The 22,966-nt window shown below is 69.6% G+C and carries 22 protein-coding genes and 1 tRNA gene; 12 read left to right on the top strand and 11 right to left on the bottom strand.

Translation table 11 applies throughout. From position 1 onward, the window contains the following. Positions 1 to 61: 61 nt before the first annotated feature. Positions 62 to 688 carry a TetR family transcriptional regulator gene (locus tag AQJ84_RS11525; protein WP_030040126.1) on the bottom strand — a complete coding sequence of 209 codons (627 nt, stop codon included), beginning with the start codon at positions 686 to 688 and terminating at the stop codon, positions 62 to 64. Between the two features lie 66 nt (positions 689 to 754). On the opposite strand from AQJ84_RS11525, the gene AQJ84_RS11520 reads away from it, so the two are divergent. Next, positions 755 to 2,374 carry an MFS transporter gene (locus tag AQJ84_RS11520; RefSeq protein ID WP_030040127.1) on the top strand — a complete coding sequence of 540 codons (1,620 nt, stop codon included), beginning with the start codon at positions 755 to 757 and terminating at the stop codon, positions 2,372 to 2,374. Positions 2,375 to 2,683: 309 nt separating this feature from the next. Continuing rightward, positions 2,684 to 2,992, top strand: coding sequence for a hypothetical protein (locus AQJ84_RS11515; RefSeq protein WP_030040128.1), 309 nt, complete (start codon positions 2,684 to 2,686; stop codon positions 2,990 to 2,992). 114 nt (positions 2,993 to 3,106) lie between these two features. On the opposite strand, the gene AQJ84_RS11510 is transcribed toward AQJ84_RS11515, so the two are convergent. Next, positions 3,107 to 3,844 (bottom strand): potassium channel family protein, encoded by a 738-nt coding sequence (locus AQJ84_RS11510; RefSeq protein ID WP_053192048.1) that lies wholly within the window; start codon positions 3,842 to 3,844, stop codon positions 3,107 to 3,109. A gap of 83 nt (positions 3,845 to 3,927) precedes the next feature. Continuing rightward, positions 3,928 to 6,675 carry a pyruvate dehydrogenase (acetyl-transferring), homodimeric type gene (aceE, locus tag AQJ84_RS11505; protein WP_030040131.1) on the bottom strand — a complete coding sequence of 916 codons (2,748 nt, stop codon included), beginning with the start codon at positions 6,673 to 6,675 and terminating at the stop codon, positions 3,928 to 3,930. A 407-nt stretch (positions 6,676 to 7,082) separates the two neighbouring features. On the opposite strand from aceE, the gene AQJ84_RS11500 reads away from it, so the two are divergent. From AQJ84_RS11500 to AQJ84_RS11475, 6 genes are all read left to right on the top strand, one after another. Beyond that, positions 7,083 to 7,520 carry a DUF3052 domain-containing protein gene (locus tag AQJ84_RS11500; RefSeq protein WP_030040132.1) on the top strand — a complete coding sequence of 146 codons (438 nt, stop codon included), beginning with the start codon at positions 7,083 to 7,085 and terminating at the stop codon, positions 7,518 to 7,520. 128 nt (positions 7,521 to 7,648) lie between these two features. Then, on the top strand, positions 7,649 to 8,107 hold the full coding sequence (locus tag AQJ84_RS11495; RefSeq protein ID WP_030040133.1) for a peroxiredoxin: 459 nt from the start codon (positions 7,649 to 7,651) through the stop codon (positions 8,105 to 8,107). Positions 8,108 to 8,220: 113 nt separating this feature from the next. Then, the gene (locus AQJ84_RS11490) at positions 8,221 to 8,796 is read left to right on the top strand and encodes a TerD family protein (RefSeq protein ID WP_030040134.1); all 576 of its coding nucleotides are present in this window, start codon (positions 8,221 to 8,223) and stop codon (positions 8,794 to 8,796) included. 102 nt (positions 8,797 to 8,898) lie between these two features. Further along, entirely contained in the window at positions 8,899 to 9,474 is a 576-nt protein-coding gene (locus AQJ84_RS11485) for a TerD family protein (RefSeq protein ID WP_030040135.1), read from the top strand. 49 nt (positions 9,475 to 9,523) lie between these two features. Next, on the top strand, positions 9,524 to 10,669 hold the full coding sequence (locus tag AQJ84_RS11480) for a DUF475 domain-containing protein (protein ID WP_030040136.1): 1,146 nt from the start codon (positions 9,524 to 9,526) through the stop codon (positions 10,667 to 10,669). A gap of 95 nt (positions 10,670 to 10,764) precedes the next feature. Further along, positions 10,765 to 11,502, top strand: a complete 738-nt coding sequence (locus AQJ84_RS11475) for a TerD family protein (RefSeq protein ID WP_053192047.1) — start codon at positions 10,765 to 10,767, stop codon at positions 11,500 to 11,502. A gap of 1 nt (position 11,503) precedes the next feature. On the opposite strand, the gene AQJ84_RS11470 is transcribed toward AQJ84_RS11475, so the two are convergent. Next, positions 11,504 to 12,337: a TerD family protein gene (locus AQJ84_RS11470; protein ID WP_053192045.1), complete on the bottom strand. Its 834-nt coding sequence runs from the start codon at positions 12,335 to 12,337 to the stop codon at positions 11,504 to 11,506. 186 nt (positions 12,338 to 12,523) lie between these two features. On the opposite strand from AQJ84_RS11470, the gene AQJ84_RS11465 reads away from it, so the two are divergent. The 3 genes from AQJ84_RS11465 to AQJ84_RS11455 are packed head-to-tail and all read left to right on the top strand — an operon-like array spanning position 12,524 to position 16,955. Then, complete coding sequence (locus AQJ84_RS11465; protein WP_030040139.1) at positions 12,524 to 13,690, top strand: HpcH/HpaI aldolase/citrate lyase family protein; 1,167 nt, start codon at positions 12,524 to 12,526, stop codon at positions 13,688 to 13,690. A 23-nt stretch (positions 13,691 to 13,713) separates the two neighbouring features. Next, positions 13,714 to 16,146 carry a phosphoribosyltransferase gene (locus AQJ84_RS11460; RefSeq protein WP_030040140.1) on the top strand — a complete coding sequence of 811 codons (2,433 nt, stop codon included), beginning with the start codon at positions 13,714 to 13,716 and terminating at the stop codon, positions 16,144 to 16,146. Further along, complete coding sequence (locus tag AQJ84_RS11455; protein WP_030040141.1) at positions 16,146 to 16,955, top strand: HAD family hydrolase; 810 nt, start codon at positions 16,146 to 16,148, stop codon at positions 16,953 to 16,955. The genes AQJ84_RS11460 and AQJ84_RS11455 overlap by 1 nt, the downstream gene beginning before the upstream one ends. Positions 16,956 to 16,958: 3 nt before the next feature. Here AQJ84_RS11455 and AQJ84_RS11450 read toward each other — a convergent pair whose 3' ends face one another. From AQJ84_RS11450 to AQJ84_RS11435, 4 genes are all read right to left on the bottom strand, one after another. Continuing rightward, entirely contained in the window at positions 16,959 to 17,606 is a 648-nt protein-coding gene (locus tag AQJ84_RS11450) for a DedA family protein (RefSeq protein ID WP_053192043.1), read from the bottom strand. 63 nt (positions 17,607 to 17,669) lie between these two features. Beyond that, positions 17,670 to 17,894, bottom strand: coding sequence for an FmdB family zinc ribbon protein (locus tag AQJ84_RS11445; protein ID WP_053192081.1), 225 nt, complete (start codon positions 17,892 to 17,894; stop codon positions 17,670 to 17,672). 43 nt (positions 17,895 to 17,937) lie between these two features. Further along, the gene (locus AQJ84_RS11440) at positions 17,938 to 19,326 is read right to left on the bottom strand and encodes a coiled-coil domain-containing protein (protein ID WP_053192041.1); all 1,389 of its coding nucleotides are present in this window, start codon (positions 19,324 to 19,326) and stop codon (positions 17,938 to 17,940) included. 74 nt (positions 19,327 to 19,400) lie between these two features. After that, positions 19,401 to 20,171 carry a DUF4097 family beta strand repeat-containing protein gene (locus tag AQJ84_RS11435; RefSeq protein ID WP_030040146.1) on the bottom strand — a complete coding sequence of 257 codons (771 nt, stop codon included), beginning with the start codon at positions 20,169 to 20,171 and terminating at the stop codon, positions 19,401 to 19,403. A gap of 194 nt (positions 20,172 to 20,365) precedes the next feature. Here AQJ84_RS11435 and AQJ84_RS11430 point away from each other — a divergent pair. Next, positions 20,366 to 20,437, top strand: a tRNA-Val gene (locus AQJ84_RS11430). Positions 20,438 to 20,508: 71 nt separating this feature from the next. Here AQJ84_RS11430 and AQJ84_RS11425 read toward each other — a convergent pair. From AQJ84_RS11425 to AQJ84_RS11415, 3 genes are all read right to left on the bottom strand, one after another. Further along, complete coding sequence (locus tag AQJ84_RS11425; RefSeq protein ID WP_051869826.1) at positions 20,509 to 21,870, bottom strand: hypothetical protein; 1,362 nt, start codon at positions 21,868 to 21,870, stop codon at positions 20,509 to 20,511. A 19-nt stretch (positions 21,871 to 21,889) separates the two neighbouring features. Continuing rightward, positions 21,890 to 22,291: a hypothetical protein gene (locus AQJ84_RS11420; protein ID WP_128092250.1), complete on the bottom strand. Its 402-nt coding sequence runs from the start codon at positions 22,289 to 22,291 to the stop codon at positions 21,890 to 21,892. Between the two features lie 109 nt (positions 22,292 to 22,400). Continuing rightward, the gene (locus AQJ84_RS11415) at positions 22,401 to 22,919 is read right to left on the bottom strand and encodes a helix-turn-helix domain-containing protein (RefSeq protein ID WP_051869829.1); all 519 of its coding nucleotides are present in this window, start codon (positions 22,917 to 22,919) and stop codon (positions 22,401 to 22,403) included. Positions 22,920 to 22,966 lie beyond the last annotated feature (47 nt).

Below are 22,966 nucleotides of genomic sequence, written 5' to 3'. Positions count from 1 at the left end.
ACCAAGTGGCGTGAATCACGTTTGGACAAACGGGGGCCTTCTGTGCATAGTGCGGGCGCCTTCAGGCCGTTCGCCAGTCACCCGTCAGCGCGGGTCCCACCTGTTCGAGGTACGCGACCGTCAGGGCGCGGATCGCGTCCAGGCTGAAGTCCTCGCCGACACTCCACTGACGCTCCGTCACCCGCATCACCCCGCTGAAGACGGCCACCGTCAGCCGGGGCCGCGGATCGGTCTCCACGTCGAGCCCCTCACGCTCGGCGAGCACCCGGGCGATCGCCTCCTCCGTCTCCGCCGAACGGCGCAGATGGGCGGCGAGCAGGACGGGTGTCGACTCGATCACCCGGTACATGCGCAGATACAGCTCCACCGGTACGACGGACTCGACGACGTCGTTGAGCGTGTCCCAGCCCTCCAGGACGGCCTGCCGCAGGGCCTCCATGGGCGCCTCGTGCGCCGGCCGCTCGCGCACCGACTCGATGAAACGCCCCACCGTGAGCTCCTCGACGGCGAGCGCGGCCTCCTCCTTGTTGGCGAAGTAGCGGAAGAAGGTGCGCTGCGAGACGTCGACGGCCTCGGCGATGTCGTCGACCGTCGTCTGCTCGTACCCCCGGCTGGTGAACAGTTCGAGGGCGGCCCGCGTCAGCGCGTCGCGGGTGCGCTGTTTCTTGCGTTCGCGCAGTGTTTCCATATGCGTCAGTTACTGACTTGTGAATTGGTTTGTCAATTGTCAGTGGCTGTCATTAGCCTCGAACGCATGACTAGTCAGACCACCATCGACAAGACGGGGCCGGGGGACGAAGCACCTTCCACCCCGTCGGACCAGCCGCCCGCCGGCGGGCTGCGCGGCCACCCCTGGTTCACGCTCATAACCGTCGCGGTCGGGGTCATGATGGTGGCCCTCGACGGCACCATCGTGGCGATCGCCAACCCGGCCATCCAGCAGGACCTGAAGGCGAGCTTCGCCGACGTCCAGTGGATCACCAACGGCTACTTCCTCGCCCTCGCGGTCTCCCTGATCACCGCGGGCAAGCTCGGTGACCGCTTCGGCCACCGGCAGACCTTCCTGATCGGTGTCGTCGGCTTCGCCGCCGCCTCGGGCGCGATCGGCCTGTCCGACAGCATCGCGTTCGTCGTCACCTTCCGCGTCCTGCAGGGCCTGTTCGGCGCGCTCCTCATGCCGGCCGCGCTGGGCCTGCTGCGCGCGACCTTCCCGGCCGAGAAGCTCAACATGGCCATCGGCATCTGGGGCATGGTCATCGGCGCCTCCACCGCGGGCGGCCCGATCCTCGGCGGCGTGCTCGTCGAGCACGTCAACTGGCAGTCGGTGTTCTTCATCAACGTGCCGGTCGGCATCCTCGCCGTCGTCCTCGGCGCGGTGATCCTGCTCGACCACCGTGCGGAGAACGCCCCGCGCTCCTTCGACCTCCTGGGCATCGCCCTGCTGTCGGCCGCGATGTTCTGCCTGGTGTGGGCGCTCATCAAGGCCCCGGAGTGGGGCTGGGGCGCCGGCACCACGTGGACGTTCCTCGCCGTGTCCGTCGCGCTCTTCGCGCTCTTCGCCTTCTGGGAGACGAAGGTCACGGAGCCGCTGATCCCGCTGGCGCTCTTCCGCTCGGTACCGCTGTCGGCGGGCGTCGTCCTGATGGTCCTGATGGCCATCGCCTTCATGGGCGGCCTGTTCTTCGTCACCTTCTACCTGCAGAACGTGCACGGCATGAGCCCGATCGACGCCGGTCTGCACCTGCTGCCGCTCACCGGCATGATGATCGTCGGCTCCCCGCTCGCGGGCGCGATGATCACCAAGCTGGGCCCGCGCGTCCCGCTGGCCGGCGGCATGGCGGCGACCGCGATCGCCATGTACGGCATGTCGACGCTGGAGACGGACACCGGCAGCGCCGTCATGTCCCTCTGGTTCGCCCTGCTGGGCCTCGGCCTCGCCCCCGTCATGGTCGGCGCCACCGAGGTCATCGTCGGCAATGCCCCGATGGAGCTCTCCGGCGTAGCCGGCGGACTCCAGCAGGCCGCGATGCAGATCGGCGGCAGCCTCGGCACGGCCGTCCTCGGTGCCGTGATGGCCTCCAAGGTCGACAGCGACCTCGCCGGCAACTGGAAGGACGCCGGGCTCCCGCAGCTCACGCAGCCCCAGCTGGACCAGGCCTCGGAAGCGGTCCAGGTCGGCATGCCGCCGGTGGCCCCGGGCACCCCGGACGCCGTCGCCGCGAAGATCGCCGACGTCGCGCACGACACCTTCATCTCCGGCATGAGCCTGGCGTCCCTGGTCGCCGCCGGGGTCGCCGCCTTCGCCGTCCTGGTCGCGCTGCTCACCAAGCGCGGCGCGAACGCGGAGGCGGGCGCGGGCGTCGGGCACATCTGACGAACCCCGCGAGAAACAGGCTCAGTTCCCCTATCAGGGTGACAAAGCTAAAGATTCCTCGCACCCGGTACGCGCCGCACGTCACAGTGGGTCAAGTCCTCCGGTACGGCATGTTCCCCGGGCAAGTTCGGGGAGTTCGTACGACAAAGGAGGGCGACCGGTGCTGCGGCGCGCTGCCGGAGGGGGGCGGCGCGCCGCAAGGCCGGAAAGTGAGTTGGTAAAAACCCGGAGGATTACCTGACGCGCCCGGGGTACCCGCACAGTGAACCCGAGAACACACCCGAACTAACCGAGGGGTTCTGGGAGTTGATGATGGCGGGCTTCGGACAGGGAACGCGCAGGTACCCCCGCTCACGTAGCCGGACGGGGTCACGGAGCGGGCCGGATCGCGCGACGCTCGGAATCATCGGAGTCATCTGCGCGATCGCCGGATTCTTTGTGCTGGGGATCATCCTCGGCCCCGTAGCGATCGTCTGCGGCTGGCTCGCCATGGGCCGCAGCTGGGCGGGCACCCGACCCGTCCCGGCCCTGGTCGCCCTCGTACTGGGCGCCATCGACACGCTCCTCGCGGTCATCTGGCTCGCCGGAGCGGCCACCCCGGGCAGCGGAATGTTCTGACCCGGGGCGCATGAGGAGCGGGCCCCCGGTGGGCGACCGGGGGCCCGCCCCTGTCCGGGCGGAACCCGCGGGACCACACCCCTGTCCGGGCGGGGCCACGCCCCTCACCTCTGCTCACCTCTGCACGGACGTCTCCTGCAGTGCCGCGACCTCCGCCCGCAACGCCCGCACCTCGTCGGTCAGCAGCAGGATCGCCTCCGTCTGCCGCCGCTCCTCCACGTCGTCCTTCTCGAACCGGGCGATGAACCACGCGGCGATGTTCGCGGTCACCACACCGAGCAGCGCGATCCCGGACAGCATCAGCCCCACCGCGATCACCCGCCCCAGCCCGGTGGTCGGCGCGTGATCCCCGTACCCCACGGTCGTCATCGTCGTGAACGACCACCACACCGCGTCACCCAGCGTCCTGATGTTCCCGTCCGCCGACTCCCGCTCCACCGACAGCACGGCCAGCGACCCGAACATCAGCAGCCCGACCACCGCCCCCGCGACATACGTGGTCAGCCGGATCTGCGAGGCCATCCGGGCCCGCCGCTGCACCAGCAGCAGCGTCGACACCAGCCGCAGCAGCCGCAGCGGCTGGAGCAGCGGCAGCGCCACCGCGCACAGGTCCAGCCAGTGGGTCCGTACGAACCGAACGCGGTCCTCCGTGAGGACCAGCCGCACCAGGTAGTCGGCGGCGAACGCCCCCCACACCAGCCACTCCACCGCCGTGCACGCGTTCGTCAGCGACCGGCTCGCCGGACTGACCACGATGGGCACGGCGTAGGCGACGGCGAACAGCACCGCGAGCGCCAGCAGGGGCCGTTGGGCCCGACGTTCCCACCGTACCTGCGCCGTTTGTTCCTTCATGAGCGCATCGTAAAGAAGCGGTGAAGGGCGGTGGGGCCCGAGGCTCCACCGCCCTTCCGTCGTGACCGCCGCAGCGGACGGGTTTACGCGTCGCCGCCCGCGGCCCCCGGGTCGGCCGCCGAGACGTCCAGCAGCTGGTACCGGTCGATCGCCTGCTTGAGCACCGACCTGTCGACCTTGCCCTCCCTGGCCAGCTCGGTCAGCACGCCCACCACGATCGACTGCGCGTCGATGTGGAAGTGCCGGCGGGCCGCCCCGCGGGTGTCGGCGAAGCCGAAGCCGTCGGCGCCCAGCGACTGGTACGTCCCCGGCACCCACCGCGCGATCTGGTCCGGCACCGACCGCATCCAGTCGGACACGGCCACGAACGGCCCCTCGGCACCGGCCAGCTTCCGCGTCACGTACGGCACCCGCTGCTCCTCCTCGGGGTGCAGCAGGTTGTGCTCCTCCACCTCCACGGCCTCGCGCCGCAGCTCGTTCCAGGAGGTCGCCGACCAGACGTCGGCCTTGACGTTCCACTCCTCGGCGAGGATCCGCTGTGCCTCGACCGCCCACGGCACGGCCACACCGGACGCGATGATCTGCGCCGGCACGGACCCGGAGGTGGCTTCGCTGAAGCGGTAGACACCCTTCAGGATGCCCTCGACGTCGACGTTCTCCGGCTCGGCCGGGTGCTGGATCGGCTCGTTGTAGACGGTGAGGTAGTAGAAGACGTCCTCGCCGTGCGGGTGTTCCTCCGAGGTGCCGTACATCCGGCGCAGACCGTCCTGCACGATGTGCGCGATCTCGAAGCCGAACGCCGGGTCGTACGCCACACAGCCCGGGTTGGTGGAGGCGAGCAGCTGCGAGTGGCCGTCCGCGTGCTGGAGGCCCTCGCCGGTCAGCGTCGTACGGCCCGCGGTCGCCCCCAGGACGAAACCACGCGCCAGCTGGTCGGCCATCTGCCAGAACTGGTCGCCGGTGCGCTGGAAACCGAACATCGAGTAGAAGACGTACACCGGGATGAGCGGTTCGCCGTGCGTGGCGTAGGACGAACCCGCGGCGATCAGCGAGGCCGTGCAGCCCGCCTCGGAGATGCCGTCGTGCAGCATCTGCCCGGTCGGCGACTCCTTGTACGCGAGCAGCAGGTCCCGGTCCACGGCCTCGTACTGCTGGCCGAGCGGGTTGTAGATCTTCGCACTCGGGAAGAAGGAGTCCATGCCGAACGTGCGGTACTCGTCCGGCGCGATCAGCACGAACCGCTTGCCGATCTCCTTGTCCCGCATGAGGTCCTTGAGGAGCCGGACGAAGGCCATGGTCGTCGCGATGGACTGCTGACCCGACCCCTTCTTCACGGTCGCGTACGTCTTGTCCTCGGGCAGCGCGAGCGGCTTGGAGCGCACCACACGCGTCGGGACGTAACCGCCGAGCGAGTTGCGGCGGTCGTGCATGTACTGGATCTCCTCCGAGTCCCGGCCCGGGTGGAAGTAGGGCGGCACGCCCGACTCCAGCTCCTTGTCGGAGATCGGAAGGTGCAGCCGGTCACGGAAGCCCTTGAGGTCGGCGACCGTCAGCTTCTTCATCTGGTGCGTGGCGTTGCGGCCCTCGAAGTTCGGGCCCAGCGTCCAGCCCTTGACCGTCTTGGCGAGGATCACGGTCGGCTGGCCCTTGTGCTCCACGGCCGCCTTGTAGGCCGCGAAGATCTTCCGGTGGTCGTGACCGCCGCGGCCCAGGTGCAGGATCTGGTCGTCGGTCATGCCCTCGACCATCGCCCGCAGCCGCTGGTCGTCGCCGAAGAAGTGGTCGCGGATGTACGCGCCGGTCTCGGTGGCGTACGTCTGGAACTGGCCGTCGGGAGTGGTGTTCATCCGGTTGACCAGGAGACCGTCGCGGTCCTGCGCCAGCAGCGGGTCCCAGGAGCGGTCCCACACCAGCTTGATGACGTTCCAGCCGGCGCCCCGGAAGATCGACTCCAGCTCCTGGATGATCTTGCCGTTGCCGCGCACCGGACCGTCGAGCCGCTGCAGGTTGCAGTTGACGACGAAGGTGAGGTTGTCCAGACCCTCACGGGCGGCGATGGACAGCTGGCCGAGCGACTCGGGCTCGTCCATCTCGCCGTCCCCGAGGAACGCCCACACCTGGGACTTCGAGGTGTCCGCGATCCCGCGCGCGTGCAGGTAGCGGTTCATCCGGGCCTGGTAGATCGCGCCGATCGGGCCGAGGCCCATCGACACGGTCGGGAACTCCCAGAAGTCGGGCATCAGCCGCGGGTGCGGGTAGCTGGACAGGCCGTGCGGGGCCTTCGACTTCTCCTGGCGGAACGCGTCCAGGTTCTGCTCGCTGAGGCGGTCCAGCAGGAACGCACGGGCGTAGATGCCCGGGGAGGCGTGGCCCTGGAAGAAGACCTGGTCGCCGCCGTCGCCCTCGTCCTTGCCGCGGAAGAAGTGGTTGAAGCCCACGTCGTAGAGCGAGGCCGAGGAGGCGAAGGTGGCGATGTGGCCGCCGACGCCGATGCCGGGCCGCTGGGCGCGCGAGACCATCACGGCCGCGTTCCAGCGGGTCGCGTTGAGGATCTTGCGCTCGATCTCCTCGTTGCCGGGGAAGAACGGCTCGGCCCTGGTCGGGATCGTGTTGACGTAGTCCGTGCTGCGCATCTCGGGCACGGCCACGCGCCGCTCGCGGGCGCGCTCGATGAGGCGGAGCATGAGGTAGCGGGCCCGCTCCCGGCCGCGTTCGTCGACCGCGGCGTCAAGGGAGTCGAGCCACTCCTGAGTCTCCTCGGGGTCGAAGTCAGGAACCTGACTCGGAAGGCCGCCAATGATGATCGGATTGCGATCGGATCCGGAAGCCACGCTGTTCCTTACCTGTCAGAGGGCTGCTTTGCGAGGGATTCCTCGGGGTGTTCGGTTTGCCTGCACCGATCCCCATCGTGTACCTCGGGGCGTCATACGTCATCTCTACTGTTAGGTAACCAGGGCCATGTACCCAAGGGCTCACCCGGGGTGGTTCCCAAACGCGCAAACAGGGCAGAAAGGTGTGGGCTGCGTCACCTCGACCTGGGGCGGTGTGCCGTGGGTTGCGGCGACACGGCCGGTATCGTCACCGTTTCGGCGGTCTGAACGGCCGGGTACTTGCGCGATCCGTCCCGCCCGTGTGGACTACGGCCAATGCTTCGCGCACGCGCGTGGCTGAGACTCCCCCAAGGCCCTGAAGGGGCTCGGGGGGACCCCCATTCCAAAACATGATCAGGAGGCAACCCGTGAGCGCGACCGCGGACCACGCGGAGGAGCGGACGAGCCCTGCCGTCAGGCTGGGGTTCCAGCCCGAGCAGGTGGTCCAGGAGATCGGCTACGACGACGACGTAGACCAGGAACTCCGCGAGGCCATTGAGGAAGTCATCGGCACGGACCTCGTGGACGAGGAATACGACGACGTCGCCGACGCCGTTGTGCTGTGGTTCCGCGACGAGGACGGCGACCTGACAGATGTGCTGGTGGACGCCACCACGTACATCGAAGAGGGTGGTTCGATCCTGCTGCTGACGCCGAAGACCGGCCGGGACGGCTACGTGGAGCCGAGCGACATCTCTGAAGCCGCGACCACGGCAGGGCTGTCCGCGTCCAAGAGCGTCAGTGTCGGCAAGGACTGGAGTGGCAGCCGGCTGGTGACGCCGAAGGCCGCGAAGTCCAAGAAGTAGCCCGCAGCGCCGGACGGGCTGGGCCGGGCTCGGCACAGCGCCGGGACCCCCAGCCCGTCCGAAGGCCTCCCAAGACCGCTGCGTAGGCTGTTCTCACCCGAACAGCCCACGAAGGGACATCCGAGGCGATGGCGATCCAGGTCGGCGACAAGGCCCCTGACTTCGAGCTCAAGGACAACCACGGCCGGACCGTGAAGCTGTCCGACTTCCGCGGCGACAAGAACGTCGTGCTGCTCTTCTACCCCTTCGCCTTCACGGGCGTGTGCACCGGCGAGCTGTGCGAGCTGCGCGACCACCTGCCGCAGTTCTCCGACCGCGACACCCAGCTGCTCGCCGTCTCCAACGACTCCATCCACACCCTGCGCGTCTTCGCCGAGCAGGAGGGCCTCGAGTACCCGCTGCTCAGCGACTTCTGGCCGCACGGCGAGGTCTCCCGCGCGTACGGCGTCTTCGCCGAGGACAAGGGCTGCGCGGTGCGCGGCACCTTCGTCATCGACAAGGAGGGCATGGTGCGCTGGACCGTCGTCAACGCCCTGCCGGACGCCCGTGACCTGAACGAGTACGTCAAGGCGCTCGACACCCTGTGATTCTTCGGTGCCAAGCCATGCGTGGTGCGGGAACCCGTCACTAGGATCGACTCGTTGATCCGACATCGAACGCACGGCGGGGCTCCCCGCCCCTGGACACCAATGGAGGACTCGTGGGAGTCAGCCTCAGCAAGGGCGGCAACGTATCACTGAGCAAGGAGGCTCCGGGCCTGACCGCGGTCATCATCGGTCTCGGGTGGGACATCCGCACCACCACCGGCACCGACTTCGACCTGGATGCCAGCGCACTGCTGCTGGACTCCTCGGGCAAGGTCTCCAGCGACGCAAACTTCGTCTTCTTCAACAACCTCAAGAGCCCCGACGGCTCGGTCGAGCACACCGGTGACAACCTCACCGGTGAGGGCGAGGGCGACGACGAGCAGATCAAGGTCAATCTCGCCGGCGTCCCGGCCGAGATCGAGAAGATCACCTTCCCGGTGTCGATCTACGACGCCGAGAACCGCCAGCAGTCCTTCGGCCAGGTGCGCAACGCGTTCATCCGCGTCGTCAACCAGGCCGGCGGCACCGAGATCGCCCGGTACGACCTCTCCGAGGACGCTTCCACCGAGACCGCCATGGTCTTCGGTGAGCTCTACCGCCACGGCGCGGAGTGGAAGTTCCGCGCCATCGGCCAGGGCTACGCCTCGGGCCTGCGCGGTATCGCGCAGGACTTCGGCGTCAACGTCTGAGCCGACACACCGAAGGTCTCTGTCCGGCGTCGCACGGTTTGCGTGCGGCGCCGGACGCGCAGGACAAGCAAGGAAGCACCGTCTCGGGGAGGGACCAGCATCATGGGCGTCACACTCGCCAAGGGAGGCAACGTCTCCCTGTCCAAGGCCGCACCAGACCTCACCCAGGTGTCGGTCGGGCTCGGCTGGGACGCGCGCTCCACCACCGGCGCGCCCTTCGACCTCGACGCCAGTGCCCTGATGTGCAGCAACGGGCGAGTGCTGGGGGACGAGTGGTTCGTCTTCTACAACCAGCTCAAGAGCCCGGACGGCTCGGTCGAGCACACCGGCGACAACCTCACGGGCGAGGGCGACGGCGACGACGAGTCGCTGCTGATCGACCTCTCCAAGGTGCCGCCGCAGTGCGACAAGATCGTCTTTCCGGTCTCGATCCACCAGGCCGACGAGCGAGGCCAGACGTTCGGCCAGGTCAGCAATGCCTTCATCCGCGTGGTCAACCAGGCCGACGGCCAGGAACTCGCGCGCTACGACCTCAGTGAGGACGCCTCCACGGAGACCGCGATGATCTTCGGCGAGGTCTATCGCTACCAGGGCGAATGGAAGTTCAGGGCCGTGGGACAGGGGTACGCGTCGGGGCTTCGGGGCATCGCTCTAGACTTCGGAGTCAACGTTTCGTAAAGCCGAGTACGGCGCGGTAGAGACTCGTACATACAGGATTGGGAAGCCAGTGGTTCTGAAAACCTTCGGCTGGTCGTTCGCGGTCACCGCGCTCGGCCTCGTCGCGGCGGTCTTCTACGGGGGGTGGACCGCCTTCGGTGTCGTGGCGATCCTCTCCGTCCTCGAGATCTCGCTGTCCTTCGACAACGCGGTGGTCAACGCCGGCATCCTGAAGAAGATGAGTGCCTTCTGGCAGAAAATCTTCCTCACCATCGGCATCCTCATCGCCGTGTTCGGCATGCGACTGGTGTTCCCCGTCGTCATCGTGGCGATCAGCGCCTCGATGGGTCCGATCGAGGCCGTCGACCTCGCTCTGACGGACAAGGACCGTTACGAGCAGCTGGTGACGGACGCTCACCCGTCGATCGCCGCCTTCGGTGGCATGTTCCTGCTCATGATCTTCCTCGACTTCATCTTCGAGGACCGGGACATCAAGTGGCTCGGCTGGCTCGAGCGGCCCCTGGCCAAGCTCGGCAAGGTCGACATGCTGTCGGTCTGCATCGCCCTGATCGTGCTGCTGATCTCCGCGATGACCTTCGCGGCCAACGCCCACCAGCACGGCGGCACTCATGTCGACAAGGCCGAGACCGTCCTGCTCTCCGGCATCGGGGGCCTGATCACCTACATGATCGTGGGCGGTCTCTCCGGCTACTTCGAGGACAGGCTCGAAGAGGAGGAGGAGCGCGAGCACGAGGCCGAGGAGAAGGCCGCGCGGGAGGGCAAGCCCAAGTCGGCGGTCGTCATCGCCGGCAAGGCCGCGTTCTTCATGTTCCTCTACCTGGAGGTCCTGGACGCGTCGTTCTCCTTCGACGGCGTGATCGGCGCGTTCGCCATCACCAACGACATCGTCCTGATGGCGCTGGGTCTCGGTATCGGCGCGATGTACGTCCGGTCGCTGACGGTCTACCTGGTCCGCCAGGGCACCCTCGACGACTACGTCTACCTGGAGCACGGCGCGCACTACGCGATCGGTGCGCTCGCCGTGATCCTTCTGGTCACCATCCAGTACCAGATCAACGAGTTCATCACCGGCATGGTCGGAGTGATCCTGATCGGCTGGTCCTTCTGGTCCTCCGTGCGCCGCAACAAGGCCCTGGCAGCGGCAGAGGGAAAAGCAGCGGGCTCGGACAAGACTGAGGTCTCGTCCGGGGTGTGACACCCCCCGGGGTGAGGAACGCTCTGTGCGGGGCGGCGTCGAGGCGACTCCTCGGCGCCGCCCCGCCGGTCTTTGACGTGAAGGTGGGGGCGGGAATGGGTTTCTTCGACGGGCTCCGGCGTGGGCGCGAGTCCGACTTCGACTCGGGCAACGCGGCGACCAACTCCATCGAGCTGACCAAACGGCACGACCGGGTCTCCCTCACCAAGCAGGGCGCGGCCACCGGGCATCTGCGCATCAACCTGGCCTGGCGGATGCGGACGTCCGACTTCGGGGGCTCCCAGCGCGAGAGCCTGCTGCGGCACCCCTTCAAGGCGCTCAAGCCGCCGGAGGTCCTCGGGCACAGCCAGAGCATGGTCAACGTCGACCTCGACCTGGGCTGCCTGTACGAGCTCCAGGACGGCACCAAGGGCGTCGTACAGCCGCTCGGCGGCTACCTCGGGGACGTCAACGGGGCGCCCTACGTGAAGCTCAGCGGGGACGACCGGTTCGGGTCGGCGTCCGGGGAGACGATGTACGTCAACCTCGACCACCGGGACGCGATCAAGCGGCTGCTGGTGTTCGTGTACATCTACGACCAGACGCCGGCGTTCGACCGGACGCACGCGATCGTGACGCTGTACCCCAGCAACGGCCCGCGCATCGAGATAGGCCTCGACGAGCGGCATCCGCAGGCCCGGTCGTGCGCGGTGGTGATGATCGAGAACGTGAAGGGGGAGATGGTCGTGCGCCGCGAGGTGAAGTTCGTCTACGGCTTCCAGGCGGAGCTCGACCGCCTGTACGGGTGGGGGCTGCAGTGGGGGCGCGGCTTCAAGGCGAAGGCCGAGCGATGAGTCAGCGCCCGATGAACTGGGGGCCCTGCGGAGGCAGCCGGAACTCCTGCGTGGGCCCCGCCGTCACCGGCTGCGGATAGCCGTAGCCGCTCGGGGCGTTCGCCGTTGCCGGGGCCGCCACCTGGGTCCGGGGCTCGGGGTAGCCGTAGGCGGGCTGGACCGTCGGCGCGGGCTGCTGGGGGTAGCCGTAGGCCGGCTGGGCGGGGACCACCGTCGGCTGTTCCGGCGGGAGGGGCTGGGAGACCTCGGGCACCGACGTCGCCGACGGCTCCTGAGCGGCCTCGGACTGCTCCGAGTCGTCCACCGCGATACCGAAGTCGGTGGCCAGGCCCTGGAGGCCGTTGGAGTAGCCCTCACCCAGGGCGCGGAACTTCCAGCCCTCGCCGCGGCGGTACAGCTCGCCGCAGATCAGGGCGGTCTCCTCGCCGGTCTCCGGCTTGATGTCGAAGGTGGCCAGCGGCTCGCCGTCGGCGATCGTCGCGTCGTACAGCAGAATGCTCAGACCCTGTACGCGGTCGAAGGTGACGTCGTCCGCCGAAGCGACCAGGAGAATTCGGCTGACATCGGGCTCGACACCGGCGAGTTCTGTCTGGATCGTGTCCGTGGGTCCCTCGGCGACGCGCTTCTTGCCGAGCAGCCACACCTTCCCGGACGGGTGGCGGGGCTGGTTGTAGAAGACGAAGTCCTCGTCGGAACGGACGCGGCCGCCGGGGCCCAGCAGCAGCGCCGAGGCGTCGACGACCGGGGCCCCCTGCCCGGGCGCCCACCGCAGTACCGCGCGTACCGTGGTGGCTTCGAGCGGGACGTTCGACCCCTTCAGCATCGCGTGCGTCATGCGGTCATCCTGCCCTCTCGGTCCTGGTCACGACAACGCGGGGTGGCAGATCCGTGTGTTTGGCTGTGCTCATCCGCGTTACCTGAAGTTCATGCCCTGAGGGAACCTGTGACATGGGTCCCTACGTACTATTACCGGCCACCTGTGGACAGCCGCAGGAGGCATCAGCATCCACGGGGGAGTTCTATGCGTCATTTCGGGCACATCGCCCCTGAGGTGCGGCGGCGCCTGTTCTACCAGGAGCCCTGCGAGTTCACCGCCGACTCGTCGGCCCGGCTGCTGGCCGCGGCCCTGGGGGCCACGCTCTACAGTCCCGCCACCCGCCCCCGGCTCGCCGAGGACATCGTCAAGCAGACCGGGCGCGGCGTGGTCTCGATGGTGCTGTGCCTGGAGGACTCGATCGGCGACGAGGACGTCGCGGAGGCCGAGGAGAACCTCGTACGGCAGTTCACCGACCTCGCCGGACGGGACGGGGCGGACCTGCCGCTGCTGTTCGTCCGGGTGCGGGCCCCCCGCCAGATCCCCGACCTCGTACGACGGCTCGGTCCGGCCGCCCGGCTGCTGTCCGGGTTCGTGCTGCCGAAGTTCACCGAGGAGCGCGGCGTCCCCTTCCTGGAGGCCCTGGCGGGCGCCGAGGCGGCGAGCGGGCGGCGCCTGTTCGCCATGCCGGTGCTGGAGTCGCCCGAGCTGATGTACCGCGAGTCGCGGGTGGAGACGCTGGAGGGCATCGCCCGCGCGGTCGACAAGTACCGGGAGCGGGTGCTGGCGCTCCGTCTCGGCGTGACCGACTTCTGCTCCTCGTACGGCCTGCGCCGGGCCCCTGACATGACCGCCTGGGACGTCCAGATCGTCGCCTCCGTGATCGCCGACGTGGTGAACATGCTGGGCCGGGCGGACGGCACCGGGTTCACGGTGACCGGGCCGGTGTGGGAGTACTTCCGCGTCCAGGAGCGCATGTTCAAACCGCAGCTGCGCCGCAGCCCCTTCCTGGAGGGCAAGGCCGAGGAACTGCGCGAGGCGCTCATCGAGCACGCCATGGACGGTCTGCTGCGCGAGATCGCCCTCGACCAGGCCAACGGCCTGCTCGGCAAGACCTGCATCCACCCCTCCCACGTGCTGCCCGTGCACGCACTCTCCGTGGTCACCCGGGAGGAGTTCAGTGACGCCCAGGACATCCTGCGGCCCGAGCGCGGCGGCGGCGGAGTGCTCAGATCGGCGTACACGAACAAAATGAATGAAGTGAAGCCGCATCGCGCCTGGGCGGAGCGGACCATGCTGCGCGCCGAGGTGTTCGGTGTGGCGAACGAGGACATCGGCTTCGTGGAGCTCCTCGCGGCCGGTATCCCCGAGTGATTCCGCCGAACAGCAAGGGACGCATGAACAACGCAGTCAACAACGGCGTCTGGTCCGGCACCTGGGTCGCCGAGCGACTCGGTGTCGAACTGGTGGGCGACGACGACCTGACGGACCTGCTGGGGCTGGCGCTGCGCCGCAACCCCAAGCGGGCGCACCTGCTGGTGTCGAACGTGCTCGGCAAGCACGTCCCGCAGTCACCGTCCGTCATCTACGGCCAGGGCTTCACTCTCGGTCGCCGCGTCCGTGACCTGCTGGGCGCCGAGGAGGCCGGCCGGTCGGTCGTCCTCGGCTATGCGGAGACGGCCACCGGGCTCGGCCACTCCGTCGCCGACGGTCTGGGCGTCGCGCCCTACCTGCACTCCACCCGCCGCCCGGTCGAGGGTGTGGCCGCGGCGGGCGGCTTCGAGGAGTCCCACTCGCACGCCACCTCCCACCTGCTGCTGCCCGAGGACCCGGCGCTGCTGGCCGGGGACGGGCCGCTGGTCCTGGTGGACGACGAGTTCTCGACCGGGAACACGGTCCTCAACACCATCCGCGACCTGCACGCACGCTATCCGCGGAGGCGGTACGTGGTGGTCGCCCTGGTCGACATGCGCTCGCCCGAGGACGTCGGCCGGCTCGCGGACTTCGCGCGTGAGATCGGTGCCCGCGTGGACCTGGTGGCGGCCGCCTCCGGGACCGTACGGCTCCCGGAGGGTGTGCTGGAGAAGGGGCAGGAGCTGGTCGCCCGGCACGAGCGCGCGGCCCCGCCGGCCGAGCCCTCGTCGTACGGCCGTGTGACCCGGGTCGACCTGGGCTGGCCCCGCGGCCTGCCCGACGGCGGGCGGCACGGGTTCACGCCGCAGCACCGAATACGCCTGGAGGGCGCGCTGCCCGCCATGGCCGCCCGGCTCGCCGAGGCGCTGCCCGCGGGTGCCCGGCGGGTGCTGGTGCTCGGCTTCGAGGAGTTTATGTACGCGCCACTGCGGCTGGCCCGCGAGCTGGAGCGGATCGCGGACGCCGCGGTGTTCTCCTCCACCACCACCCGCTCACCCGTCCTCGCGGTCGACGACCCCGGCTACGCGATCCGCAGCCGCATCGTCTTCCCCGCCCATGACGCCCCGGCCGACGGCCCCGGCGAGCGCTACGCCCACAACGTGGCGGGCGGCGGCTTCGACACCGTGGTGACCGTGGTCGACTCGGTCGCCGACACCCCCGAACTGCACGCCCCCGACGGCCTGCTGGCGCAGCTCTCCGCCCACACCCCGCACGTCGTCCTCGCGGTCGTCCCCTCGTACGTCCCCGAAAGGCCCGCCATGCTGCCCGAGCCCCTCCGTGGCCCCGCCTTCTCCTCGTACGCGCCCGAGGAGGTCGGCTGGCTGCTGCAGGACCTCTCGGACGTGACGCTGGAGGCGCCGACCGAGGAGCGCGAGGAGGCCATCCAGAGCGGCGGCGCGCACTACGCCGAGTCGCTGCCGGTGGAGTACCAGCCCAGCGAGCAGTACCAACAGCTGTTCCACACCGCGCTGGAGGCGTCGGCGGCCCGGCTGGCACGGGCGGTCGGCGCGGTCACCGAGCTGGTGCTCGCCGAACGCTCCCCCCGGCCGGTGCTCGTGTCGCTGGCCCGGGCCGGTACGCCGATCGGTGTGCTGATGCGCCGCTGGGCCGGGTTCCGGCACGGCCTCGACCTGCCCCACTACGCCGTCTCCATCGTGCGCGGCCGGGGCATCGACGCCAACGCGCTGCGCTGGCTGGCGGCCCACCACGACCCGCGTGACGTGGTGTTCGTCGACGGCTGGACCGGCAAGGGCGCCATCACCCGCGAACTGGCCGACGCCGTCAAGGAGTTCGAGGCCGGTGGCGGTGCGGTGGGCTTCGACCCGGAGATCGCGGTGCTCGCCGACCCGGGCTCCTGCGTGCGGACGTACGGCACCCGCGAGGACTTCCTGATCCCCTCCGCCTGCCTCAACTCGACCGTCTCGGGCCTGATCTCGCGCACCGTCCTGCGCGCGGACCTGGTCGGCCCGAACGACTTCCACGGCGCGAAGTTCTACCGCGAACTCGCCGCCACCGACGTGTCGGTGGCCTTCCTGGACGCGGTCGCCGCCCGCTTCCCCGAGGTCGTCGACGCCGTCGACGCCCAGGCCAAGGAACTGCTGTCCGGCGACCGCGCCCCGACCTGGGAGGGCTGGGCGGCGGTCGAGCGGATCAGCGAGGACTACGGCATCAACGATGTCAACCTGGTCAAGCCCGGCGTCGGGGAGACCACCCGCGTCCTGCTGCGCCGGGTGCCCTGGAAGATCCTGGCACGGGCCGGCGCGGGCGCCGACCTGGACCATGTCCGCCTGCTCGCCGAACAGAGAGGTGTCCCCGTGGAAGAGGTCGCGGAACTCCCGTACACCTGCGTGGGGTTGATCCACCCCAAGTACACGCGGGGCGCCACGGGCGCCGACGGCAGGGCGGTGACGCTCTGATGCCGGTCCTGGTGGCGAGCGATCTCGACCGTACGCTGATCTACTCCGCGGCCGCCCTCGCGCTGACCATGCCGGACGCGCGGGCGCCCCGGCTGCTGTGTGTCGAGGTGCACGAGAGCAGACCGCTGTCGTACATGACGGAGACGGCGGCCGGCCTGCTCACCGAGCTCGGTGACGAGGCCCTCTTCGTCCCGACCACGACCCGGACCCGCAAGCAGTACCAGCGCATCAACCTGCCGGGACCCGCGCCGAAGTACGCGATCTGCGCGAACGGCGGCCACCTCCTCGTGGACGGCGTCTCCGACCCCGACTGGCACGTGCGCGTGGCCGCCCGGCTGGCCGAGGAGTGCGCGCCGCTCGACGAGGTCCGTGAGCACCTGCTCGACACGGCCGACCCGCTGTGGGTGCGCAAGCACCGCATGGCCGAGGACCTCTTCGCCTACCTCGTCGTCGAACGCGAACTGCTGCCCGAGGACTGGGTGAAGGAGCTCGCGGTCTGGGCCGAGAACCGCGGCTGGACGGTCTCCCTCCAGGGCCGCAAGATCTACGCCGTGCCGAAGCCGCTCACCAAGAGCTCGGCCATGCGGGAGATCGCCCGCCGCACCGGCGCCGAACTCACCCTCGCCGCCGGCGACTCGCTCCTGGACGCCGACCTCCTGCTGGCCGCGGACCGGGGCTGGCGCCCCGGCCACGGCGAACTGGCCGAGGCCGGCTGGAACGCACCGGCGATCACCGCGCTGCCGGAGCGGGGCGTGCTGGCGGGGGAGCGGATCCTTCGGGAGTTCCTGCACGGTGTCCGAGGGGCCTGACCCCTACGAGTTCGCGCTCACGTCACGCGCGCGCCTGCGGCGGCCCGACCCCGGCCGCCGCAGCAGCCGTACGCCGACGAACGCCGCGACCGCCAGGACGGCCCCCACCAGGACGACCTTGGAGTACGCGGACACGATGTCCGTGACCTGCGTCCAGTTGTCGCCCAGCAGATAGCCCGCGAGCACGAACGCCGTGTTCCACAGGGCGCTGCCCAGAGTGGTCAGGCCGAGGAAGACGGGCAGCGGCATGCGCTCGACCCCGGCCGGCACGGAGATCAGGCTGCGGAAGATGGGGATCATCCGGCCGAAGAACACCGCCTTGGTGCCGTGCCGGAGGAACCAGGCCTCCGTCTTCTCGATGTCCGAGACCTTCACCAGCGGCAGCCGGGCCGCGATCGCGACCGTGCGGTCACGGCCGAGCAGCGCGCCGACCCCGTACAGGGCGAGCGCGCCGACCACGGAACCGGCGGTGGTCCACAGCAGGGCGGCCCACAGGCTCATCTGCCCGGTGCTCGCCGCGAAGCCGGCGAGCGGCAGGATCACCTCGCTCGGCAGCGGAGGGAACAGGTTCTCCAGGGCGATGGCGAGACCGGCGCCGGGCGCGCCCAGCGTGTCCATGAGCCCGTTGATCCACTGCGGTGCGGCTGTCATGCCGCCCACGGTAGAAAACCGCACCTGAAGGTTTCCTGAGGAAGGCGCCGGGCCGGGGGGCCGTCAGCCGCAGCAGCCCCCGCCGCAGCAGCCGCCACCGCCGCCACCGCCGGATCCGGGGGCCGGGGCGGGCGAGGAGGCGGAGCCGCCGACGGCCACCGTCGACAGGAGCTTCACGGTGTCGTCGTGGCCCGCGGGGCAGTCGGCGGGAGCGGAGGACTCCGCCATCGGGCGGCTCAGTTCGAAGGTGTCGCCGCAGGTCCGGCAGCGGTACTCGTAGCGAGGCATGAGCACAGGTTAACCGGCGTCCGGCCGGCGTCGTAGGGGCGAATCAGTGACCGGCCCCGCGCTCGTCCCGGATCTGGTTCACGACCCGCGTCACCGCCTGCCGTACCGCCTCCGTCTCCGTGAGGAAGTGCCAGTAGTCGGGATGGCGGCCCTCCAGGGTGCCGATCGCGCGTTCCAGGCGGGCCACGGCGTCGTCCAGAGGGCGCGCGTGGTGCGGGTCGGGGGTGTGCCGGCCGGCCATGGCGAGACGCTGGGCGTCGCGGATGGCGAAGCGGGTGCGTTCGATCTCCTGCTGCGGGTCCTTCTGCACGGCGTTCAGCCGCCGCAGCCGGTCCCCGGCGGCGGAGACGGACTCGTCGGTGGTGTTCAGCAGGGCCCGGACCGTCGACAGCAGGGCGGTGGCGTCCGGCCAGCGCTGCTCGTCACGGGCGGCGCGGGCCTCGCGCAGCTTCAGCTCGGCCTGCGCCACGTTCTCCCCGGCCTGGTCCGGCACATGCTGGAGGTCCTGCCAGCAGGCGGCCGTGAACCGGCGCCGCAGCTCGCTGAGCACCGGCTCGACCTGCCCGGCGCGGGTGGTGAGGGCCTGGGCGCGGGTGCGCAGCGAGACCAGCCGGTGGTCGATCTCGGCGGCCCGCTCCGGCAGCCGCTCGGCCTCCACCCGGACCGACTCGGCCTCCCGCGCCACGCGCTCGGCGCGCTCCAGGGTCTGGGGGACGCCGTGCGCCCCGGCGCCCTGGTTCAGCTTGGTCAGCTCGGGTCCGAGGGCGGCGAGCCGCGAGGCCAGGTCGTCCGCCGTCAGCCCCGAACCGCGGACGGCGTCCAGCGCGTTCGACGCGGCCAGCAGGCCCTGCCGGGCCCGCTCCACCGAGGGGGCGAGACGGGCCAGCTGGGTCTCGGCCTTGCCGAGCAGCGGCCCGAGCCCGGCCGTGAACCGGTCCAGGTCCTGCTTGACCCGGCCCAGCTCGTCCTTGGCCTCGGTGAGCGCGGTGCGCGCCTGCGAGGCGGCCGAGGCCTCCAGGTCGTCACGGTCGAGGTCGTGCGCGTCGACGGCGTTGATGTACTGGTGGCTGGCCTCGTCGATGCGGGCGCTGACCGCCTGGAAGTCGGCGACCGCGCGCCGGGCCGCGGGGGAGTCGTCGACGGCCGTGATGGTCTCGATCGAGATCCGCAGATCGCGCTGGGCCGTGTCGAGCTCGTAGAACGCGGCCGCGGCAGCGTCCTTCGCGGCCTGCGCCTCGGCCCGCTGGCTCTCCGCCCGCCCGCCGAACCAGCGCCGGGTCCCGCTGCTGCCGCCCGCGAAGGACGCGGGCAGCGCGAGCGCGACGACGAGAGGCAGTGCGACCAGGGTGAGGGTGTCCCGCAGCGCGTGACGCACAGGATGGTGTGCGCGTGGCACCAACGGCGAGTACGGCTGCGAAGGTGTCGCCGTCACATCCCTCTCCCGTGCTGTGGTCCGTCCTGCCCCGTGTCATTCTCCCACCGGTTAAGGACGAACACACGGGCCGGTCAGTTCACCGTGCGGACCGTTACTTTGCCGTCGCCCGTCCGCGCGGACACCACGTGGGAGCTGGACGCGCTCCGGGGCACCGAAACCTCCTCCGCGCCGTCGCCGGTCCTCGTCGTCACCCGGTAGGTGGCGTCGGGCAGCGCGATCGTCACGGAGCCGTCGCCGCTGCGGGACTCCACCAGGTCGGGTACGGCGCCCAGTTCGAGGTGGACGGAGCCGTCGCCGGTGTGGGTGCGCACCTCGCGCGAGGAGACCTCCGCGCGCACCGAGCCGTCGCCGGTGCGCAGCTCCAGCGGGCCGCTGGAGTCGGTGACGTGGACGGACCCGTCGCCGGTACGGATGTCCAGCGCGTCCTCGAAGCCCCGTGCCCGCACGCTGCCGTCGCCGTCCCGCACGTTCACCGCCACCCCGCGCGGTACCTCGATGCGGTGCTTGGCCGCGCAGTCGGCGACCACGCCCGTGCACTTCAGCCGCAGCTTCAGTGTGTCGTCCCGCATGGACCAGGTCACCTCGGGGTCCTTGCCGATGGCCACCGTGCCCTGGAACCAACGGGTCACCTCGATCCGGCCCGCCCGGTGCGCGTCGGTGGCGACGATCTCCAGCGCGGAGTCGTCGGAGTCGACGGTGAGCGTGCGGCCCTGCAGCGCGAAGGACCGGCTGTCGGGATCCTTGTCGTCGGCGGCGGAGGTGCCACAGGCGGTGGCCCCGGCGAGGAGCGCCGCCACGGCACCGGCGACGGCGACGGCACGGACGGGAACGGTACGGGCCATGCGGGCCATGTGGATCTCCCCCTGGAAGGACTGCTGACGTGTCTTCGACCGTACGGAGCCCGGGCCCGCCGGGGGATCCGGGCCGCTCCCGGATCGCGGGTGGGGTTAACCCCCGTCCCGTCCCCGTCCCGCCCTCGCAGCGATACGGGTTTGCGGGGCAGTGCCCCGGGCAATGTAGGCTGTCGACTCGTCTCGGGTGCGTAGCTCAGGGGTAGAGCGCCTGCCTTACAAGCAGGATGTCGGCGGTTCGAAACCGTCCGCGCCCACCGCAGGTCAGAGGCCCCTTACATGATCCGTAAGGGGCCTCTGGTAGATCATTTAGGAGAATCTTGGGAGATCAACTCCCCCCGGGCTCTCTCCCTACCCGCTCAGCCGCCACGCGCTTCCCGCGCTCCCACCGAGCCTCAAGACACTGCAGCCGATGCCTGCGCATCTCCGGCGTCACATGCTCATAGGTGCCCTCAATATCCTTCGGCACCCAGCCCATCGTCAAGAACCGCAGGGCCCGGTCCACACCGTCGTCCTTCATCCACGTGTCGTGCGTATGCCGGGCCCCCCGCATCGTGAAACCGGGCAGCACCGACTCCCACGCGTCCCGGCCGGCGTAGCCCCGCTTCCGGGGGATCGCCTCCCGCCCGTCGGCAGCCGGCCGCAGATGCCTCGAGGTGAAGTTCCCGCGCAGCCAGAACGTTCCCTTCGGCGTCGAGAACGGGTACGCGTGCGGCCACGCCTCGATGTGCTCGGACAGCCGCCGCACCAGGAACTCCGGAACGTCGACCTCGCGGGCGGAGTACTTGTTCTTCGGCGGCCCCAGATAGACGTGCAGCTTGTTCGCCGGCGCCTTCCTGCGGTTCGCCTTCCAGCCCTTCTCGATGCACTTCCGTAGCCGCGCGTCCTCGGCGGCCTCCCATGCAGCCAGGCTCTCCTCGTCGAGCTCCACCGGATCCTCGTGCAGAGAGCCCACCTTCGGATCGACGCGGATCACGTGCCGCACGAACGGCCGCCCGTCGATCTTGTCCTCGCGCTTGAGGAGGCAGTTGTCCCGGTGCAGGCCGGCCAACTCCCCCCACCGGAATCCCAGGTAGCAGTCAGCAGTCATCATCAGCCCGTGCACGCCGCTCATGCGCTGGTTCATGCGGTACACCTCGTCGGGCTGTGCCCAGACCTCCTCTTCCTCCTCGTGGTGATCGCCGCCTACGAGGATGCGCCTGCCGTAGAGCTTGTTCGCCGGGATGTAGCCGGCGTCCTCAGCGCCGGAGAGAATCGACGAGAGCAGGCTGCGGGCCTGGGCGACGGTGTCCGGGTCGTGCTTGCCGTGCGGCTTGGCCATGCGGGTTGCCCACGACTTCACCGTGAAGACGTTGTTCACCTGCATTAGCGGCGTGTGCTCCCACTCGGGCAGCAGGAGCTTGGCCAGCAGGTAAGCGCGACCGCTCTGGGTGCGGGGGCGCTTCTTGTTGGCCGTCTTCCAGATCTCGACCCACTCACCGAACGGCGTGTTGAGCTTGTCCGGGTCGATCCAGGTTCCGGCGCGGATCGCCGCTTCCTGCTGCCCGCCCCACTGCTCGGCCAGAGCCTTCGTCGGGAAGCCGGACTCGGACCCGTACCTGCCGTCGGGCTTCTTGTACTTGGCCTTCCACGTGTACTGCTTGGTCTGCTTGCCGTTGCGGACCTTGTAGACCTTCTCGGCGTAGGCCACGGTGCCCCCTTGCGCTTCGCTACTCGGCGTCGTTCTTGCCGTCGTGGTAGCCCTTGGGTACACGCTGCCAGTACGGAGATCGTTCCGTGTCGAGTCGGCTGAGATAGTCCGCGGCATGCTGGCTGAGCATCTTGGCGTCCAGCGTGTAGGTGATGCCGTTGGGGCCGTCGTCGACCCCTATGGCGAGCGGGTCCGGCGGGTTGGGGATGCGCTCCCAGCGCACGGGAATAACCGGGCCGAGGGGGGAGCCGGGCGGCCTGGGCGCCCAGCGCTGCGCCTGCTCGGTGAGGAGCTTCGCGAGGGGCTTCACGCCGTCCTCGCTGATGTCTATCTCGTGCAGCCTGAACAGGCAGCCTGTGCCGTCTTCGAGATCGATGATCTCGGGTTCTCTGTAGTCACCCTGAACACGCTCAACGTGCATGACCCACATGGGCTGTTACCCCGATCCGAGCAGTGCCCCCCCTCGGTGACGGTCTGTCGATCGAAGCATACTTTTGAGTCACAGTCGACCGTCTGGGGCCGAAAATGCCTTACGGCTCCTGTGGGGTGTCTGGTTCGCCGGCCAGTGCCTGCACCTGGCGCCGCGCCCTGCGCCACTGCTCGTAGCGCCGGTCGATCTCCTCCTCGCTCATGCCCTCCGCGCCCTTGAGGACGACTACGAGCCTGACATCGTCGTCATCGCCTTCGCCGCTGAGGTGCACCACGGTGTGGTCGAGGGTTTGCCCGGAACGCAGTTCGCGGTCGATCGCCGGCGGAAGACCGGACCTGGACTCGGCGGCCGGTGAAACGGGTCGCGTGGCCGGTTCTGGTTCCTGCCCGTCGAGGATCAGATCGGGGGACGCCTCGGTCCAGCCGACCAGGCGCGCGTAGGACCGCATCGTCTGGGTGACCTTCGTGAAGGCCTTGCCGTTGGGCTGCCGTCCGCGCTCGATGGCCTGGATGGGGGTGCGGCTGACGTGCAGCCGCTCCGCGACCTGTTCCTGGGTGAGGCCTGCCGCGGTCCGGGCCTTCGCGTATGCCCTGCCGAGCCGTTCCCAATCTCGCTCCATGGCTCTCCATCATGCACTACTTCCATGCAACCACCTAGCGGGGATTG

The organism is Streptomyces resistomycificus, from assembly GCF_001514265.1.
GTDB classification, from domain to species: Bacteria; Actinomycetota; Actinomycetes; order Streptomycetales; family Streptomycetaceae; genus Streptomyces; species Streptomyces resistomycificus.
Note: the sequence above shows the minus strand (reverse complement) of the source record. Positions and strands in the feature narration are given on the sequence as shown.

What these genes read in the sequence shown, in the direction of transcription:
- AQJ84_RS11455 (WP_030040141.1), top strand. Translation starts at nt 16,146, where the DNA reads ATGCCGGTCCTGGTGGCGAGCGATCTCGACCGTACGCTGATCTACTCC.
- AQJ84_RS11420 (WP_128092250.1), bottom strand. Translation starts at nt 22,291, where the DNA reads ATGCACGTTGAGCGTGTTCAGGGTGACTACAGAGAACCCGAGATCATC.
- AQJ84_RS11470 (WP_053192045.1), bottom strand. Translation starts at nt 12,337, where the DNA reads ATGACGCACGCGATGCTGAAGGGGTCGAACGTCCCGCTCGAAGCCACC.
- AQJ84_RS11495 (WP_030040133.1), top strand. Translation starts at nt 7,649, where the DNA reads ATGGCGATCCAGGTCGGCGACAAGGCCCCTGACTTCGAGCTCAAGGAC.
- AQJ84_RS11525 (WP_030040126.1), bottom strand. Translation starts at nt 688, where the DNA reads ATGGAAACACTGCGCGAACGCAAGAAACAGCGCACCCGCGACGCGCTG.
- AQJ84_RS11510 (WP_053192048.1), bottom strand. Translation starts at nt 3,844, where the DNA reads ATGAAGGAACAAACGGCGCAGGTACGGTGGGAACGTCGGGCCCAACGG.
- AQJ84_RS11415 (WP_051869829.1), bottom strand. Translation starts at nt 22,919, where the DNA reads ATGGAGCGAGATTGGGAACGGCTCGGCAGGGCATACGCGAAGGCCCGG.
- AQJ84_RS11520 (WP_030040127.1), top strand. Translation starts at nt 755, where the DNA reads ATGACTAGTCAGACCACCATCGACAAGACGGGGCCGGGGGACGAAGCA.
- AQJ84_RS11445 (WP_053192081.1), bottom strand. Translation starts at nt 17,894, where the DNA reads ATGCCTCGCTACGAGTACCGCTGCCGGACCTGCGGCGACACCTTCGAA.
- AQJ84_RS11435 (WP_030040146.1), bottom strand. Translation starts at nt 20,171, where the DNA reads ATGGCCCGTACCGTTCCCGTCCGTGCCGTCGCCGTCGCCGGTGCCGTG.
- AQJ84_RS11485 (WP_030040135.1), top strand. Translation starts at nt 8,899, where the DNA reads ATGGGCGTCACACTCGCCAAGGGAGGCAACGTCTCCCTGTCCAAGGCC.
- AQJ84_RS11465 (WP_030040139.1), top strand. Translation starts at nt 12,524, where the DNA reads ATGCGTCATTTCGGGCACATCGCCCCTGAGGTGCGGCGGCGCCTGTTC.
- AQJ84_RS11515 (WP_030040128.1), top strand. Translation starts at nt 2,684, where the DNA reads ATGATGGCGGGCTTCGGACAGGGAACGCGCAGGTACCCCCGCTCACGT.
- AQJ84_RS11450 (WP_053192043.1), bottom strand. Translation starts at nt 17,606, where the DNA reads ATGACAGCCGCACCGCAGTGGATCAACGGGCTCATGGACACGCTGGGC.
- AQJ84_RS11475 (WP_053192047.1), top strand. Translation starts at nt 10,765, where the DNA reads ATGGGTTTCTTCGACGGGCTCCGGCGTGGGCGCGAGTCCGACTTCGAC.
- AQJ84_RS11460 (WP_030040140.1), top strand. Translation starts at nt 13,714, where the DNA reads ATGAACAACGCAGTCAACAACGGCGTCTGGTCCGGCACCTGGGTCGCC.